Origin of the sequence: Pseudooceanicola spongiae (genome assembly GCF_014899185.1) — a bacterium.
GTDB classification, from domain to species: domain Bacteria; phylum Pseudomonadota; class Alphaproteobacteria; order Rhodobacterales; family Rhodobacteraceae; genus Pseudooceanicola; species Pseudooceanicola spongiae.
In genome coordinates, this window is the sequence record NZ_CP045201.1 from 844,077 (window position 1) to 859,762 (window position 15,686).

The following is a 15,686-nucleotide window of genomic DNA, read 5'->3' on the forward strand; positions in this document are numbered from 1 at the left end:
ATGTCACACCTACGAAGCCACTAGGCTAACTTCGCAATGTTTCCAATACCTTAAGAGGGGTATTGGCTCCGGCGGTAGGGATCGAACCTACGACCAATTGATTAACAGTCAACTGCTCTACCGCTGAGCTACGCCGGAACATGCGGGCCTTATAGTAATCGGATTCTGTGGCCGCAAGAGACTTTTTGCCTGCGAAGAGATATTTTTTGGACCCAAGCATTTCCTCTGCTGATGGGCCTGCTCAAAACTCCAACAAACGTTGGAAAATTGCCTCTGCATGGAGGGGGCCAACTGGGGCGACCTTCTTTTTCCCCGTCAGGTCAATGAGATGCGCAAGAACATTTCGGGTCGCCGCGGGAAGAAGATGAGAGGGGGTATCGTTGTAAATGAGCGCAGCGAGCTGCTCGGCAGTAGCGCTTTGAGTCGTCAGTGCGTCGAGCAGGGACGCCTCACGCGCATTCCTGTGGGCGATCAGCCAAGCCAGGCGGTCTTGTGGATCTGTCACTGCAGGACCGTGGCCTGGAAGGAAAACGTCAGTCTTCATTGACTTCAGTTTCTCGCAGGAGCTCATGAAGTCCGTCAGGTCGCCGTCGGGCGGGGAGACGAGCGAAGAAGACCATCCCATCACAAGGTCACCGGTGAAAATAATGCCATTCAGATCAAAGCACAGATGGTTGCCAAAGTGCCCAGGCGTCCAAAGCGCCCGCATCTGCCATCTATCCCCGCTCAGGAGAGCACCATCCGGAACGACATGATCGGGGATGAAGTGCAGGTCCGTTCCCTCGCCGCCCCCCAAATCTGACACTGCGGCAAGCTGCTGCATGATCTCTGAGCGCCCGGAATGCGCGTCTCCATAAGCAAAAACCGGGGCACCTGTAATCTCGGAGAGAGGGCGGGCCAGGGGCGAGTGATCCAGATGCGCGTGCGTGACAAGAATATGCGTGATCCTCTGCTGCGGCCGAATGGCTTGCAGAATGGCCTCCAAATGCGCCGGATTATCCGGGCCTGGATCGATCACTGCCAATCCGCCTTGTCCCACCAGGTATGTATTGGTGCCCGGGCCGGTAAAGGGAGAGGGGTTTGGCGCCAGCAAACGGCGCACGTCTGGCGCAACGTCGACAGGGGTTCCCGGGCGCCCCAAGCCCATAGCGGCGGATAAGGTGTCGGTTGGCTGCATGGCGCTTTTCTCCTGTCGCGGACAGGCTTAGGTTAACGCATGTTCTTTAGTTGGCTCAAACAATATGTCCCTCGGGGACTTTACGGTCGGGCAGCGCTGATTCTCGTGCTGCCGGTCGTCACATTGCAACTTGTCGTCTCGGTCGTCTTCATTCAGCGGCATTTCGAAGGCGTCACCGTTCAGATGACCGACAGCATAAGCCGTGACGTGCGCCTTATACTGAACGATCCCGAAGGCGGCGGCCGTCCCGAGATGGCTGGCATTCTCGGAATAGGTATCCAGACGGTGCCCGTCGGCTCGGTTCCGACTGCGGATAATGCGCGGTGGTATGATTTGTCCGGCCGGGTCGTGATCCGAACCCTTCACAGCGTGGTGCCCGAGATCGACGCCGTGGTCTTGCCGGATGACCATGTCGTTCACGCGTATATCGTGCGAGGGCCCGAGGCGCTGCTGCTGAGCTTTCAACGCGCCCGGGTCTCGGCCTCGAACCCGCATCAATTGCTGGTGAACATGTTGGTTTTCGGCGTTCTGATGACGCTGATTTCCTTCATCTATCTGCGCAACCAGCTGCGCCCGATCACCCGGCTGGCCAAGGCGGCTGAGGCATTCGGCAAGGGGCGGCACATCCCCTACCGGCCTGGTGGGGCAGTTGAGGTCCGCGCCGCAGGCAATGCTTTTCTGGAGATGCGCGGCCGCATCGAACGCCAGATCGAACAACGCACTCTGATGCTCTCTGGTGTCAGCCATGATCTGCGCACACCGCTGACGCGGATGCGTCTGGCGCTGTCGATGCTCGAGGACGAGGACCGCATCGGGCTGGAGCGCGACGTTGACGACATGCAGAGGATGTTGGACGAGTTCCTGTCCTTTGCGCGCGGCACGGCAGAGGAACTTGCGCAGGACGTCGATCCCATCGAGCTTGTGCGTGTAATTGTCAGTGACGCGCAGCGGGGTGGACAGAATGTGACGCTGGTTCACGCTGTCGGGGCCGGACAGATGCCATTGCGTCCGCAGGCGGTACGCCGCGCGGTTGATAATCTGATCGGAAATGCTGTCCGCTACGGCTCACGCGCAGAGGTTCATATTGATCTGACGCCGCGCAGCCTGCGCATTCGTGTGGAGGATGATGGCCCCGGCATTCCCGCGTCGCGACGTGAGGAGGCTGCCCGCCCCTTTACGCGTCTGGAACCGGCGCGCAATCAGAACAAGGGAACTGGTGTGGGGCTAGGGCTTTCAATCGCCACAGACATAGCGCGCGCCCACGGTGGTGTGTTGCGATTGACCCAGAGCGAGACCCTCGGAGGACTTCGGGCAGACATCGTTATCGCCCGCTGAAATGGCGCAATTGATACGGGAAACTCTCGCCTGAGCGCGCGGCCTGCCAACAACACCGAAGATATGAGTCAGGCTTGGATGGGGGCGATGCCAAGCGCGCGACTTTTATAAGCAGGACAGGCTGGGTCGTTTCCTGACCTTGGCAATTCGTTTGAATTTCGATCTGGTGGCGGTGGCCCAGGTCGGGATACCGAACGCGGCGCCAGAGCGACTAAATTAGGCGAAATCCAATCTCTGCGACGATTTCTCGAACAAGGGCGTGCCGGAAATCTTCAGGTGGGAACAAAAGCGGAAACTGAGGCTTTTGTCCATGCGGGGCGGCTGGCGCCACGGGACCATCAAAAAGGTAGGCGCATGTATAATTCTGTCTTTCAGTCGGCGATGCAGTGGCAAGCTGCGGCGATGAGCGCAATGAAAATGAGTATGTCAGCTGCAGCGGTTATTCAGGTGCGCACGATGCAGATGTCACTCGGGACGATGAAGCCCGCCGAGGCTATACGCATGGTGCTTGAAAAGCCGTCTGTTCTTATGCGTGCCGTTGAACTGTCGGCGCGCGCTCTTGGTGAGAACAAGGGGCTGGCGGCGGCGACTATCGCCGGCATTGCCCCCATCCAGCAAGCAACGCAAGCTAATGCCAAGCGGTTAAGTGCCAAGGTTACCTCGACTTCAAAGCGGAAAGGCTGAGAAAATGTCATTCGCGCAGGGATAGTATAGCCATCATGTTATTTGTGGCATGAATTGTTGGACTTGAAGAGATAAAATTTCCGTCGCGTCCGGCTCTACATATTGAAATATGAATCCGCCAATTGCCCTAATCGTTCATTGACATTTTCTGCAACGTTGGGTGTTGGCGGTCTCTGGCTCGCCATGATATCGCGTTGCGCCGTTCTTCTATGGTATTAATGGCCGAGCGAAGCAATATTCAGCGCTGATGTGAGTAATCGACGCGTCTTGACTGACTATGCCTTTGGTACGCCGTTCCAAGATCCCATTGCTACATAGCTGATGTGGCTGGGGTCATCCCGCCTTCCTCCATTGGTCCGAATCCAATTGAGGTGGACTGAAGTGCGCCGGGCGAGGGGCGTCAGCGTGCATATGCTGTATTAGCCAAAATTTTTTGCTAGAGCGCGGAAGGCGGCGCAAACGGTGTCGACGATCGAAGTTAACGGCATGGGGGCAAGTATTGAAGCCTTTTCTGTCGGCCATTCTACCAACCGAGCTCGAAGCCTTCTTCGTCGCAACGGTGCGAACTTAGCCGAGCGGTGGTTAATGGATGGCTGTTGATCATTGATTAAGATGGTCGGACGGGCGTCTATATTGCCCATGGTTATCCAAAGGGCTGGTGCAAATCGGCAAACTAAAACTACGTCAGGGGAGCATGGATTTGTGGCAGAGCACCCGTCAACGCGGCAGTCGCATCGAAACTCACCGGTGAGACGGCATTTTCCATCCCACCGGTGCTCTAACCGGCGGCTCTAACAGGCTGCTGAAGAAGTCGGGCTCGAAGGACGCTGTTCCTGCCGCCATGATTTAAAGGCGGCTCTCTACGGCATCGGCGGCAGACTCCGGGTCTGGATCGCCGTTTCCGTCATGCCGCCAAGAGTTTCGGCAGCCTTGCGAGGTTGCAGGCCGCCATGGTCATCGTGAACTGCGCCCGGACCCTGTCGAGGCCGCGGTGAACCGTCTGAGCCATGCCGCCCACGCTCTTGATCCAGCCGAAGGACTCCTCGATCTTCTTTCTGCACCTTTGGGACAAGGCGTAGCCGGGATGCTAGGTGGTCCGCCCGTCGATGGCGGAATGTCGGGCCTTCTTCGCGACATGTGGTGTCACGATCATTCGCCTGAGGGCGGCGACAAAGTCGGCGCTGTCATATCCCTTGTCGGCCCCGAGCGTCAGGCGCCGAGTCGAGCCCGGTGAGTGGCTATTGATCATCTTGAGCGCCGCCTTGCGCTCGCCATGGCCGTCGGCGTGGGTCAGGTCCGCCTGTACGACCAGGCCGTTGCGGCTCTCTATCAGCGTATGGCCCATGAAGCACAGCATCGCCGCGGCGCCTTCTCGTGGAGACGGGCATCGGGGTCCGTCACCGACGCATGGGTCGTGTTCGAGCACTTCTCGCCTCGGAAGTTCACTTCGGCGTTGCGCGTCTGACGGGGCTTGTTGGGCATCGGCTGGGTCTCGGTCTGCTGGTCGGTGTCGCGGGGACTCTTGGGTTGGTGGCGGCGGGCCGTCGGGATGGTCGTCGTAATCGGGCGGCGGGCTGTCCTTCGGCTGAAAACGCTTCGTGGAGGCCCACGCCTTCACCAGGGTGCCGTCGACCGAAAAGTGCTCGTCCGATAGAAGCGGCTTGACCTCAGGGCCTCACAAGACACCGTGCCGTTGAACACGCGGGGCCAGGCATGAAGCGCGCCACAGACACCAATCAGCCGGTGATCCAACATATAAGCAGCGCCGTGAGCATGCCTGTCAGCGACATCTACCGGCTCTGCGCGCGGCCTTGACCGTTGCGCCGGATTGCGCGGGATGCTGGCGGAATAAGGCAGTGTCGACGCGGCCCACGACGCCGAGATCCAGCCCATGGCGCAGGTGGCCCGCAATGCGCGGACCTGAACACTCATCTCAACACATCCCGGCCGCTGCAGATCGGCCCGTGACCATGGAGGCGCGTATGCATTACGCAGACGACGACACAGAGCTGATTTCAGAGACATGGTGTTATCCGCTGCAGTGGGGCGACACACTGTCAAACCACGACTGGATACCGCTCTATATCAACCGGCTGCTGACCTCGGATTTCATCGCCTATTCGGTGGCCGAGGGCCGGCGCGCCGATATCGCCACCGCGTTAATCCTTTGGTCGGAGAGCTTCAAGCAGGGCCCGGCAGGCACGCTGCCCGATGACCATGTCCAACTTGCGCAGATCGCGCGGTTCCGTTCCGACATCGAGGGCTGGAACGCGGCGCGCGATGGCGTGTTGCACGGCTGGCAGGCAAAGCAGATCGACGGCGAAAGCAACCGATCCCGCACGTGGACCCAGCGGGTGCGCTGGCGCGGCGTCGGCGAGTGCCGGCTATTGGCTGGCCAGTCAGGCGCGTGAGATCACGGTCGCACCCGGCGCGTCGCTCGGCAGCATCGGGGCGGGTGTGATGACGGGCGCCCATATGCAGCCGGGGCAAAGGTCGGGGATCCAGCTCTATGACTTCATCTCGCCGCACGCCCGTGCCAAGTGGCCCGACCCCTCGACGGAAGAGGGCCGCACCGAGATCCTGCGCAGTCTGGGCGAGGCCGAGGCACGGTTCCATGTCGCGGCAGCGGCGGGCCGGGGCATGACACTAGACGATCTGCGCAGCCGCGCCATCGTGACGGAGGGTGTGAGAGACGGCGGCGCATTGTTCGACGGTGCCGAGGCGGTGAAGCGCGGGCTTGCCGATCGCGAGGAAAGTCGCATGGCGTTTTATACGCGTATCCTCGGGACATATGCCCCCGCGGCGCGCAAGACGGCGGGGCGCTGTGCACTGGCGCGGGCTGCAGTGGCGGGCGCGGTGTTCTAGGGTCAGGATGCATTGATTTTAGCCTAGCGGTCTGTTTCATGGAGCCCCAAACGGAGGGGTCACATGAGCGATCTATACTGGCTGAACGACGAACAGATGGCCAAGCTGGAGCCCTTCTTCCCGAAGTCCCACGGCAATCCGCGTGTTGACGACAGGCGTGTTCTGAGCGGTATAATATTCATAAATCGCAATGGATTACGGTGGCGGGATGCCCCTGAGGCCTACGGCCCTCACAAGACCCTCTGCAGTCGATGGAAGCGGTGGAGCGAGAAGGGCATCTTCGCTCAGATGCTGCTGGAACTGGCCGATCGGGGCGGTACGACCGATACGCTGATGATCGATGCAACCCATCTCAAGACGCACCGGACGGCCTCCAGTCTGGGGCTGAAAAAGGGGGGGCGCGGCCGCCTGATTGGCCGCACCAAGGGTGGAATGAATTCCAAGCTGCACACCGTCACGGATGCCCAGGGTCGTCCCCTGCGGATGTTCCTGACGGCGGGCCAGCGTAGTGATTACATCGGCGCACGGGCGCTTCTGGACGGTCTGCCGCCTGCCAGACACATGCTGGCGGACCGGGGCTATGATGCAGACTGGTATCGCGAAGCGCTTGAAAACATGGGTATCACGCCATGCATACCGGCAAGGAAGGGCCGCAAGGTTCAGATCCGACACGACGAAGTTCGCTATCGCAAACGCCACAAGATCGAGAACAGTTTTGCCAGGCTCAAGGACTGGCGCCGTGTTGCGACCCGCTACGACAGATGCCCGAAGGTCTTCCTCTCCGCATGCGCATTGCCCGCCGTCGTTATGTTCTGGTTATGAATCCTGACCCTAATTCATAACATTGCCCGCCGGTTGCTTCACCACAACCTCTGGCGACGGTATCTTTCGACGTTCATTAAATAGCAGTTCGATGCTGGACAAAGTGTATGCAACGATTAGAAGAAATATGAAAACCCTGCACTAACCATTCTATTCAACAGCAGGCCACATAAAGACATCAGTTATAGATGAATGAAATTACCTCAACCAACCGTCTAACATATCTCGAAACTGCGCGTGGTATCGCGTCAGTGATTGTCGTTTTTCACCATTTTCTGCTCGGTTTTTTTCCGCTGCTTAAAACATCTGTAACGCAGGGTGGGTTGGCAGGGACGCCACTCTATGTGCTCGTAAATGGTCTTGGAGCAGTTGCGTTTTTCTTCGTGCTCTCGGGCTTTGTGCTAACGCGAAAGTTTTATCAGAAGTTCTTGATCCAGGACCTCGCGGCGTCATTACTGAAGCGATTACCGCGCCTGATGCTTCCAGCTGCACTAAGCGTGATGATTGGCGCCGCAATTGTAATTTACTATCCCGAGGCGCACGGTGCGGCCGCCCAGCTTACAGGTTCGGACTGGCTTGCAGCTTTCGCATACGCCGGATTTCCTAAGGACTTCATTCCGAGTTTCTCGGACGCAGCGGCAAATTCTCTTCTAGTCTTTCTTCGGCCGGGCCATGCATACTACAATTCTAATCTCTGGACGATGGTTTACGAGTTCTACGGTAGCTTGATAGTCTTCGCGATCGTGGCGATAAGTGTCGCGCTATTTTTTAGCAAACATTCCAGTGTCATCCTGATCCACATATTTCTTGCCGTGCTTTTTCTTGTGTTGCCTCTGATGATGTACGTGCCCTTCGTGATTGGTTCGCTGCTCGCCTTTCTTCACAGCAAGCGATCCATGCTGTTTAAGCTCCGTCCTTGGTCGGTAGCCGTGCTGGTTCTCACTATGCTCGCGGGCTATTCATTCGACAGCTGGTACGCAATCATCATCGCCTCCACTGCGACGATGATTTTACTTCTTGGCATCACCTCTCTGGAGAAGAAGTTAAGCGGCCCTTTTGGACTATTCCTTGGGCGATTGTCTTTCCCTCTCTACCTCGTTCACGTGCTGGTAATCCTTAGCGTGACCAGTGCAGCTTATACCGTTCTTACAGTACAAGGGGTGCCACTCTGGGGAGTGCTGATGCTTTGTCTCGCACTAACGTGGGCAGTGTCTCTGCTTGCAGCGCTGCCATTCATGGCGCTTGAGAGCTTCTGGGTTACAGCGCTAAACCGCTGGTCACGTGCATTGGTTCGCCAATTCGTGAGATAGGGCGATCCGCGCACTGAATGAAATGTCGGCGCGCCTACAGTCACATGAAAACCGTCTAAAACAACAGTCCTTCGTTGCTGTGCCAAACGTCCTTCAAGGTGTATGCATGCGTGAGCCCTTTGCGGGTGGCCTAACAGGCAGCTTCGGACATTTGCCGCATCCTAGACCGGGCAGGCAGCACAGCCGCGCGCCCTTCTTTGATCCTTGCCAACCCTTGAAAGCGTCAAGTCGCTCTCCCGACCTCGGCAAACTCCTTGGGAAAGGGCTGCGCCCCGAACCGCCGTAGGGGACGTTTGCAGCATCCTTACCTTTGGTCATCAGAAAGGGATTTGACAATTTCTGGCCTCCACTAGGTTAAGTGAGAGAGCGGAATACGTTGATGTTTTGCTTTTTTCTGAATTTATCGGACTATTATCTTGCTCAAACTTCTATGCTAGATGCATGAAAACCGGCTGGAGCACGGTCAACCAATCACGCGCAGCGATGTGCGGGAAATGTGTGGAACACGACACGGAATGACGATGCAGCACGACTTTCAGGATGACATCGACGCAATCGGGCGGAGCAAAATCGTCCCTACCTTGCTTGAGACTGTCATATTGGCCACTGGGATGGGGTTTGCAGCCGTCGCCCGCGTCACCCAATCTCGCTGGGTGACCTGCCGAGCTCTCGATCATATATCTTTCGGCCTCACACCAGGCGATGAGTTGGAAGTGGAGAGCACGCTATGTCATGAGGTCAGGCAGTATGACCGTGAAATTGTCATAGACGATGTTGCCACTGACCCGATCTACGTCAATCACCACTGTCCAGCCCGATATGGCTTTCGCAGCTACATCTCGGTGCCGATCCGCAGAGCGGATGGGGCATTTTTTGGGACGCTCTGCGCCATTGATCCAGCGCCGCGCAATCTGAAGGAAGACCGCATCCTGTCGATGTTTCGGCTTTTTGCCAAGATGATTGGCGAGAGCCTTGATGCCGAAGAGGCGCTGTCGCAGAGTCAGGTTGAACTGACACGCGAACGCACGATTGCTGGCGTGCAGGAACAGTTCATTGCAATTCTCGCCCATGATCTTCGGAATCCGATCAGTGCATTGACTGCCGGTCTTCGCATGATCGAGAAAGGCGATATCGATAGCCGTGGTTTGGAGCTCGTCGACCTGATGCGGGGCTCGGTCAATCGCATGGGGTTGCTGATCGAAAACCTGTTGGATCAGGCGCGCAAGCGCAATGGCGCGGGAATCGTCATCGAGCGGATACAAACCGATGACCTGAGCAAAACACTTGAACAGATCATCGCGGAGCTTCAGGCCGTTGCCCCGGACAGGAAAATTGAAGCAGACATCGACCTGCCTGTTTCTGTCCATTGCGATTCCCCGCGAGTGTCGCAACTCTTTTCAAACCTCCTCGCCAATGCGCTGACACATGGTGCGCAAGGAGCCGCGATTCAGGTCAAAGCGCGCGCCACTGAACAAAGCTTCACACTCTCCGTCGCGAACTGCGGTGAGAAAATCGCTGACGAAATGTTGCCGAACCTGTTCAAGCCGTTCGAGCGGGGCGACGTTCGCCCGAGCCGGGAGGGCTTGGGCCTTGGCCTGTTCATCGCATCAGAAATCGCGCGCGGCCATGATGGCACGTTGAACGTGGAATCCACCGACGACGAAACGGTATTCACGTTTCAAATGCCTAACGTCTAGGGCCGATGGTTCGTCAGGAGCAGGTGGCGCTCATCTGTTCTTTGACCAAAGATAGGGCGTTGTTCGCTATTCGCGGCATCTGATACCCTGTCAGCACAACGACATACACTGAACCCACGCATGCCGCTTTGGCGCGCGCCGCCCTCTGATTTATCCCCACTTTTTCACACCACCCACACCTCGACCGCCCGGCGCGGCCGGGGCCGTACTGCTGCGTGCGCGCAGCCCTTCCACAGTAGCTACCCCCATGAAAAACCTCGATGACCTGCGCCGCGCCCGCAAAGCCGCCGCCGACCAGATGCAGCAAGCCGCGCTGAAGCTCGGCGAGCTGGAAGGCGAGACGGAAGTCGACGATCAGGCGCTGGCCACGGCGCAGACCGATTTTGATGGTGCTGACGCCGAGTTTCAGGCTGCATATTGCGCGGTCAGCATTCTCGTCGGGGCGTCCAATACGCGGGGGCTGATCCTGCATGGCCGGGGGATCAGGACCAGCGATATCCGGGTGATCTACAGCGTGTTCCAGGACAGCACGAACCCCGAAAGCATCGGCGTCGCCTTCCGCGATCTGTCGCACTCCAAGCTGGGCTTTCTTGAGGTCTTCGGGGCCGCGAAGAGCTTTGCCCAGGATCCAGCCTTGGCGAAGAACTGGTTCTTCGACAATGAGATCGACGCGCTGCGGGCCTTCCGGTTCTCTGTCGTCGGGGTGAGTATCTGGCCCACAAACGAAGGCAATACGCCCAGCGTGATCCATTCGATCTCGGTCCTGGCCCCGTTCACGTCGGGCGGCGAGCCTCTCAGCATCACCCGCTCTGGTGAGGACGGAACCAAGGTCACCCAGCTGCAGCCGGGTCTTGCCGTCGCCGTGCAGCTGCGGGGGACCAAGGGGCTTGTGGTCGACAATATGGTGATCGAGAGCACCGCCGCGTCGGATGCGCTGCTGGACATCCGCAATTGCGACGGGTTTGAGATCGGCACCCTTCATTTTGAGGGGGTCGAGCTGACCGCGCGATATGCCGCTCTGGTTGCTCTGCAGGAGAGCTTCGGCCGCATCGGTGCGATCACCGGGTACGACATTGCGACCGGTGGTATCAGTCTGGCCACGGACACCTGCATCATTCGCGGGCAGGGCGATGCCTTTGTGGATTGCAACGTGATCTCTCTCACGGGCAAGCATTATCCAGGGGCGAGCGTGAGCATCGTGCGCGCCGCACAGGGCAATATCGCGCGCATCAACAAGTGGGTCGATAAGGTTGTCCCCTCGGGCACCGGCGGGAATTACGTTCTCGGCGCGCCGCATCTGCCGGTGACGGACTACACGCCGGGCGGGGTGCATATCCCGCTGATCTCGCATTTTGACGGGATCGAAGTCCTGCCTGCTGTTGCGGCGCAGGGCGTCGGATCGACGGTTGTCGATGCCGCCGGGGGGGAAGTCGTTCTGACCTTCAACGAGTTCAGGGATAGCTGTGCGATGTATGACCCGGCAACGGGCACGGTGATCATCCCGCGCTCGGGGGTTTACAGGGTCAGCGCGAAGGTCAAGGCGGAGGATGGCTTCACGGCCACGGTCGTCATTCGCCGCAATGGCACCGATATTCTGAACAAGTGGACCCATAACGCGGAGGGCGATCCCGAGCAGGACACCCTCAACCAGAGCCACGGCCCTGACATGTTGTTGAACGCGGGCGACACGCTGAAGCTCTACCTGAGGTCCGGGCGCGCGCGGATCGACATCACCTGTAACTTCTCTGTCGTGTGGAGTGCGTGAGGGCTGCGCGAATGACACTCAAACGAAACGGCGGAGGACGTGCATGTCAACTGCCGAAGCGCTGCGCTCCGATCAGCCGCCCGAACAGATCGCGCGCCAAAATGATGAGGCGTGGAAATGAGGTGCGGGGCAGTGTTGATGGCTCTGGCGTTCGCCGCCTGCACGCCAACGATCCCGAGCGACGCCGGATGCACTACATACGGTGCGGAGCGCAGCCACATGCCCAGACCGCTTCCCAACGGCAAGCTTGGTACGTCGGTTGCTGTCACTGATGCGGCCATGACTGGAGCCTGCAGGTGAGCTGAGCGGGGCGGTACGACCGTTTTCGCCCCGTCACTGGTTTGTTGAATCACATGCAGTGCGGTAGCCGATCGATTGCGATCGGCACGTGACGCAAACATCTTCGCTTCACTGCAAGACTTCGGATCACGCTGCCGTTGCTGGACGAGATCGCCACTTTCCGTCATTTCCGTTGTTGTGTGATCTTCCGGTGTCCTGATCGTGGGAAACGGAAAAGCGCGAAACAAGGGAAACGAGTTTGTCAGCATTGGACTGAAGGCGTTGTGTGACCGCCAAAGAGTTTTCAACCATGGCCACATTTCTCTGCGTCACGCTGTCAAGGTCGCTGATGCCGCTGTTGATCTCACCCAAGCTTACCGATTGCTCCGATGCGCCTGCACTGATGTCCGCTATAAGAGTTGAGATATTGCTCACCCGTTCCACGATCCGCTCCAGACTCTTGCCTGCGGTATCTACCTCCGATACTCCGCGTGATACCAACTGCGCGCTATTGCCGATCAAGGATTTAATCTCGTTTGATGCGTCAGAAGAGCGTTGTGCCAGCGCACGTACTTCAGAAGCGACGACGGCAAACCCACGGCCGCCCTCACCGGCACGGGCTGCTTCGACCCCGGCGTTGAGTGCCAACAGATTGGTCTGAAAAGCGATGTCGTCTATCAGACCGATGATCGAAGCAATCTGGTCGGAGGACTGCTTTATGCCGTTGATTGCAACAATGGCATTGCGCACCACCTCGTCGCCTTTGTTGGCCTCGACCTGCGCTTCGGCGACGATAGTTTCGACCCCACGTGCACCCGTGGCAGCAGACCGGACGCTGGTGGTAATAAGTTCCAGCGCCGCGGCAGTTTCCTCGAGTGTTGCAGCCTGACTCGTCGTGCGTCGCGACAGATCGGTACTCGAAGTCGTGATGTCGCTCGCTTCCTCCCTAATCATCGCCGAGACATCGACCACTTGTGCAATGACCGTGCTGAGCACGTCGATTGTACGGTTGTAGTTAATTCGCAGCGTCTCGTAGTCATCGGGGAATGGATCGTTGATGGTATGGGACAGATTGCCTTCTGACAGATGCTTCAATCCGATGCCGAGTTCCTTGACGACACGTTGCTGTGTTCCCTCCTTCAGCTCACGTTCCAGCTCTCGCGCCTTGACCAACGTGCGTCGCAACGCCTCAAGTGCAGTTGCGATATTGCCGACCTCATCTTCACGTCCGACGCCAGAAATCGCAGCGTCAAGGTTTCCGTTGGCCACGTTGACGATCGAGGCCTTTACCGAGTTCAGCGGTCCGGTGATCCTTTTTGATATGATCAGAGTCAGGACGACGGTTGCGGCAATCGTTGCACATGAAAGGGCAAGTAACAGATTGATCCAAAGAATATTCTCTTTCCGGGCCAACTCGCCTGCCTGATTACCAAGAGTCTCAATCTCTTCGCCAAGAACCTCCATCACATCTTCCAGGTCGCCGAACGCAGTGTCGAATTTAGGACGTTGCACCGCAGCTTTATCAGCGTCAGTCAGAGCGAGCGTAAACGTCGAGAGCGACTGTTCGATATAGGCTTCTAAAAGAGGTGCCACGGCATCCACACCGGAACGGACTTTTTGTGCCAGCGGCAGGGCTTCAAGAGCAGAAATAGACGCGCGGAATTCCGCGGCATGTGCCTCAATTTCCTGCTTGGCGGTGGCCTTCTCCTCGGCTGCTCCCTCCGGACCGGTCAGATATGCAGAGAGGACATCGGAGCGCATGGTATCATGCATCATGTCGGCCTGTTTCTGATGCAGGACTGCAGACGTGGCCGTTACGGAAACCGCAAGCGCCGCATTGCTACGGGTCATACCAATCAGGCCGAAGCCTGCAGTGATCCCTATGGCAGCGGTCGATACCAGGCAAATTAGCAAGAGCCGGTAGCGTACTGAAACGAATTTTTTCATAGGGCCATGTACCTTTTCAGACCGAGTCGATTCCAACCTCCCACGTGGAGATAAAGAAAATCACAACTCTGGTGGTCCGGCCTGAAGGGATAGTCCCGAAACTTCGTTTTAAATCCCACGGTGCCACGCTTTTCGTTCTCAGCGTATCGTGAACATTGCGCGACGAAGCCGGACAAAACGTCATCCAGGTTGACGTTTCCGCTGCGAATTATGGCTTTTCGAATAAGATTGGGGGCATTTCTGAGCGTGCTGCAACTATGAGAGGCAACCATATGTGCAAAGATGGTGGACGCCTTGGAGGCCTTCGGTGCCACCGAAAAGAATCATGGTCCACTTTCCAGCTAACCCATTGATAAGTGGTAGGTCGAAAACAAGGTGCGTGGCGCAGTTACCCATTGAAATTATTGTATAAAATGGGTTTATTGGTAGGCCCGGCAGGATTTGAACCCGCAACCAAAGCGTTATGAGCGCTCTGCTCTAACCGTTGAGCTACAGGCCCTACCTTGGGCGAGAGTGGTAGTTTGCGCACGCGGGAGCGTCAAGAGCAGCGCTTTGTGAGTGCAAAGCAGTGGCCCGGCATTTGTTGGTTGCCACTGGAATTGCGCGGCCGGTACGCGGCTTGGGCGGCTTTGTGATTGCGCCAATGAGGCAGATCGGCTACCGGGTGCCGCAACGTTCCCGGTGTTTTCCGGGGAAAATCGCGGCGTGAGAAGGAGCCAGCAATGACCGAGGGCAAGAACGGCATTACCTACGCGGATGCAGGTGTCGATATCCACGCCGGGAATGAGCTGGTTGAGCGGATCAAGCCTGCAGCCAAGCGTACCAGCCGCCCCGGCACGATGTCGGGTCTCGGCGGCTTTGGGGCTCTGTTCGATCTGAAGGGCGCTGGCTACGAGGATCCGATCCTTGTTGCAGCAACGGACGGAGTGGGCACCAAGTTGCGCATCGCAATCGATACCGGACACGTCGACACGATCGGCATCGATCTGGTCGCAATGTGCGTCAATGATCTGGTTTGCCAGGGCGCGGAGCCGCTGTTCTTCCTCGACTACTTCGCCACCGGCAAGCTGGAACTGGAAAGCGCGACGGCGATTATCGAAGGCATTGCCAAAGGGTGTGAACTGTCTGGTTGCGCCTTGATTGGCGGCGAAACTGCGGAAATGCCCGGCATGTACGCCAAGGATGACTTTGATCTGGCGGGCTTTGCCGTTGGTGCGATGGAGCGCGGTTCCGACCTGCCGAAGGATGTCGCGGCCGGTGATGTGCTTCTCGGGTTGGCGTCGGATGGGGTGCATTCCAACGGGTATTCGCTGGTGCGCAAGCTGGTTGACGTCTCGGGCCTTGGCTGGGACGCCGCGAGTCCCTTTGGCGAGGGCACTCTGGGCGAGGCGCTGCTGACGCCGACGCGGCTCTATGTGAAATCCTGTCTTGAGGCGGTACGCGCAGGCGGCGTGCATGCGCTGGCGCATATCACAGGCGGTGGCTTGACCGAGAACCTGCCGCGCGTCCTGTCGGGACATGGTGCGGAAATCGATCTCGATTCTTGGGAAAAACCGGGCGTCTTCCAGTGGCTTCAAGGGATTGGCGGCACCTCAACAGCGAATATGCTGGAAACGTTCAACTACGGGATTGGCATGGTGCTCGTCATCGCGCCTGAGCGCGCCGATGCCCTCAGCGCGCTGCTGTCTGAGGCAGGCGAGACCGTCTTCCGCCTCGGCACGGTTCAGGAAGAACCGGGCGTGCGCTATACCGGCGCGGGTTCGTGAGGCTGGCCAAGTGAGCAAGCGCGTCGCGATTTTGCTGTC

The 15,686-nt window shown here is 58.2% G+C and carries 11 protein-coding genes, 2 tRNA genes and 1 pseudogene; 9 read left to right on the forward strand and 5 right to left on the reverse strand.

From position 1 onward, the window contains the following. Positions 1-63 precede the first annotated feature (63 nt). Positions 64-138, reverse strand: a tRNA-Asn gene (locus tag F3W81_RS03990). 103 nt (positions 139-241) lie between these two features. Beyond that, entirely contained in the window at positions 242-1,177 is a 936-nt protein-coding gene (locus tag F3W81_RS03995; protein WP_407692458.1) for an MBL fold metallo-hydrolase, read from the reverse strand. 39 nt (positions 1,178-1,216) lie between these two features. Here F3W81_RS03995 and F3W81_RS04000 point away from each other — a divergent pair, with 39 nt between their 5' ends. Together F3W81_RS04000 and F3W81_RS04005 are read left to right on the forward strand one after the other, a co-directional pair. Beyond that, a complete protein-coding gene (locus tag F3W81_RS04000; protein ID WP_193082372.1) occupies positions 1,217-2,512 on the forward strand; it encodes an ATP-binding protein in 1,296 nt (431 codons plus the stop codon). Between the two features lie 354 nt (positions 2,513-2,866). Further along, complete coding sequence (locus tag F3W81_RS04005; protein ID WP_193082373.1) at positions 2,867-3,196, forward strand: hypothetical protein; 330 nt, start codon at positions 2,867-2,869, stop codon at positions 3,194-3,196. A gap of 904 nt (positions 3,197-4,100) precedes the next feature. On the opposite strand, the pseudogene F3W81_RS04010 reads toward F3W81_RS04005, so the two are convergent. Continuing rightward, positions 4,101-4,865: pseudogene (locus F3W81_RS04010) on the reverse strand (IS5 family transposase); the annotation flags it as partial. A gap of 313 nt (positions 4,866-5,178) precedes the next feature. On the opposite strand from F3W81_RS04010, the gene F3W81_RS20720 reads away from it, so the two are divergent. The 6 genes from F3W81_RS20720 to F3W81_RS04035 all read left to right on the forward strand — a co-directional run bounded on the left by F3W81_RS20720 (position 5,179) and on the right by F3W81_RS04035 (position 11,655). Next, positions 5,179-5,607 (forward strand): hypothetical protein, encoded by a 429-nt coding sequence (locus tag F3W81_RS20720; protein WP_319022291.1) that lies wholly within the window; start codon positions 5,179-5,181, stop codon positions 5,605-5,607. 1 nt (position 5,608) lies between these two features. Further along, complete coding sequence (locus F3W81_RS04015; protein WP_319022316.1) at positions 5,609-6,061, forward strand: Clp protease/crotonase-like domain-containing protein; 453 nt, start codon at positions 5,609-5,611, stop codon at positions 6,059-6,061. A 63-nt stretch (positions 6,062-6,124) separates the two neighbouring features. Next, positions 6,125-6,883 carry an IS5 family transposase gene (locus F3W81_RS04020; RefSeq protein WP_193082375.1) on the forward strand — a complete coding sequence of 253 codons (759 nt, stop codon included), beginning with the start codon at positions 6,125-6,127 and terminating at the stop codon, positions 6,881-6,883. Between the two features lie 188 nt (positions 6,884-7,071). Continuing rightward, positions 7,072-8,193, forward strand: coding sequence for an acyltransferase family protein (locus F3W81_RS04025; protein ID WP_193082376.1), 1,122 nt, complete (start codon positions 7,072-7,074; stop codon positions 8,191-8,193). A gap of 515 nt (positions 8,194-8,708) precedes the next feature. Further along, positions 8,709-9,890, forward strand: a complete 1,182-nt coding sequence (locus F3W81_RS04030) for a GAF domain-containing sensor histidine kinase (protein ID WP_193082377.1) — start codon at positions 8,709-8,711, stop codon at positions 9,888-9,890. A gap of 247 nt (positions 9,891-10,137) precedes the next feature. Then, the gene (locus F3W81_RS04035) at positions 10,138-11,655 is read left to right on the forward strand and encodes a hypothetical protein (RefSeq protein WP_193082378.1); all 1,518 of its coding nucleotides are present in this window, start codon (positions 10,138-10,140) and stop codon (positions 11,653-11,655) included. Between the two features lie 426 nt (positions 11,656-12,081). Here F3W81_RS04035 and F3W81_RS04040 read toward each other — a convergent pair whose 3' ends face one another. Both F3W81_RS04040 and F3W81_RS04045 read right to left on the reverse strand, forming a co-directional pair. Then, entirely contained in the window at positions 12,082-13,881 is a 1,800-nt protein-coding gene (locus tag F3W81_RS04040; RefSeq protein WP_193082379.1) for a methyl-accepting chemotaxis protein, read from the reverse strand. Positions 13,882-14,304: 423 nt separating this feature from the next. Further along, a tRNA-Ile gene (locus tag F3W81_RS04045) sits at positions 14,305-14,380 on the reverse strand. A gap of 223 nt (positions 14,381-14,603) precedes the next feature. Between F3W81_RS04045 and purM the strand changes: the two genes are divergently transcribed. Next, positions 14,604-15,647, forward strand: coding sequence for a phosphoribosylformylglycinamidine cyclo-ligase (purM, locus tag F3W81_RS04050; RefSeq protein ID WP_193082380.1), 1,044 nt, complete (start codon positions 14,604-14,606; stop codon positions 15,645-15,647). Positions 15,648-15,686: the final 39 nt, after the last annotated feature.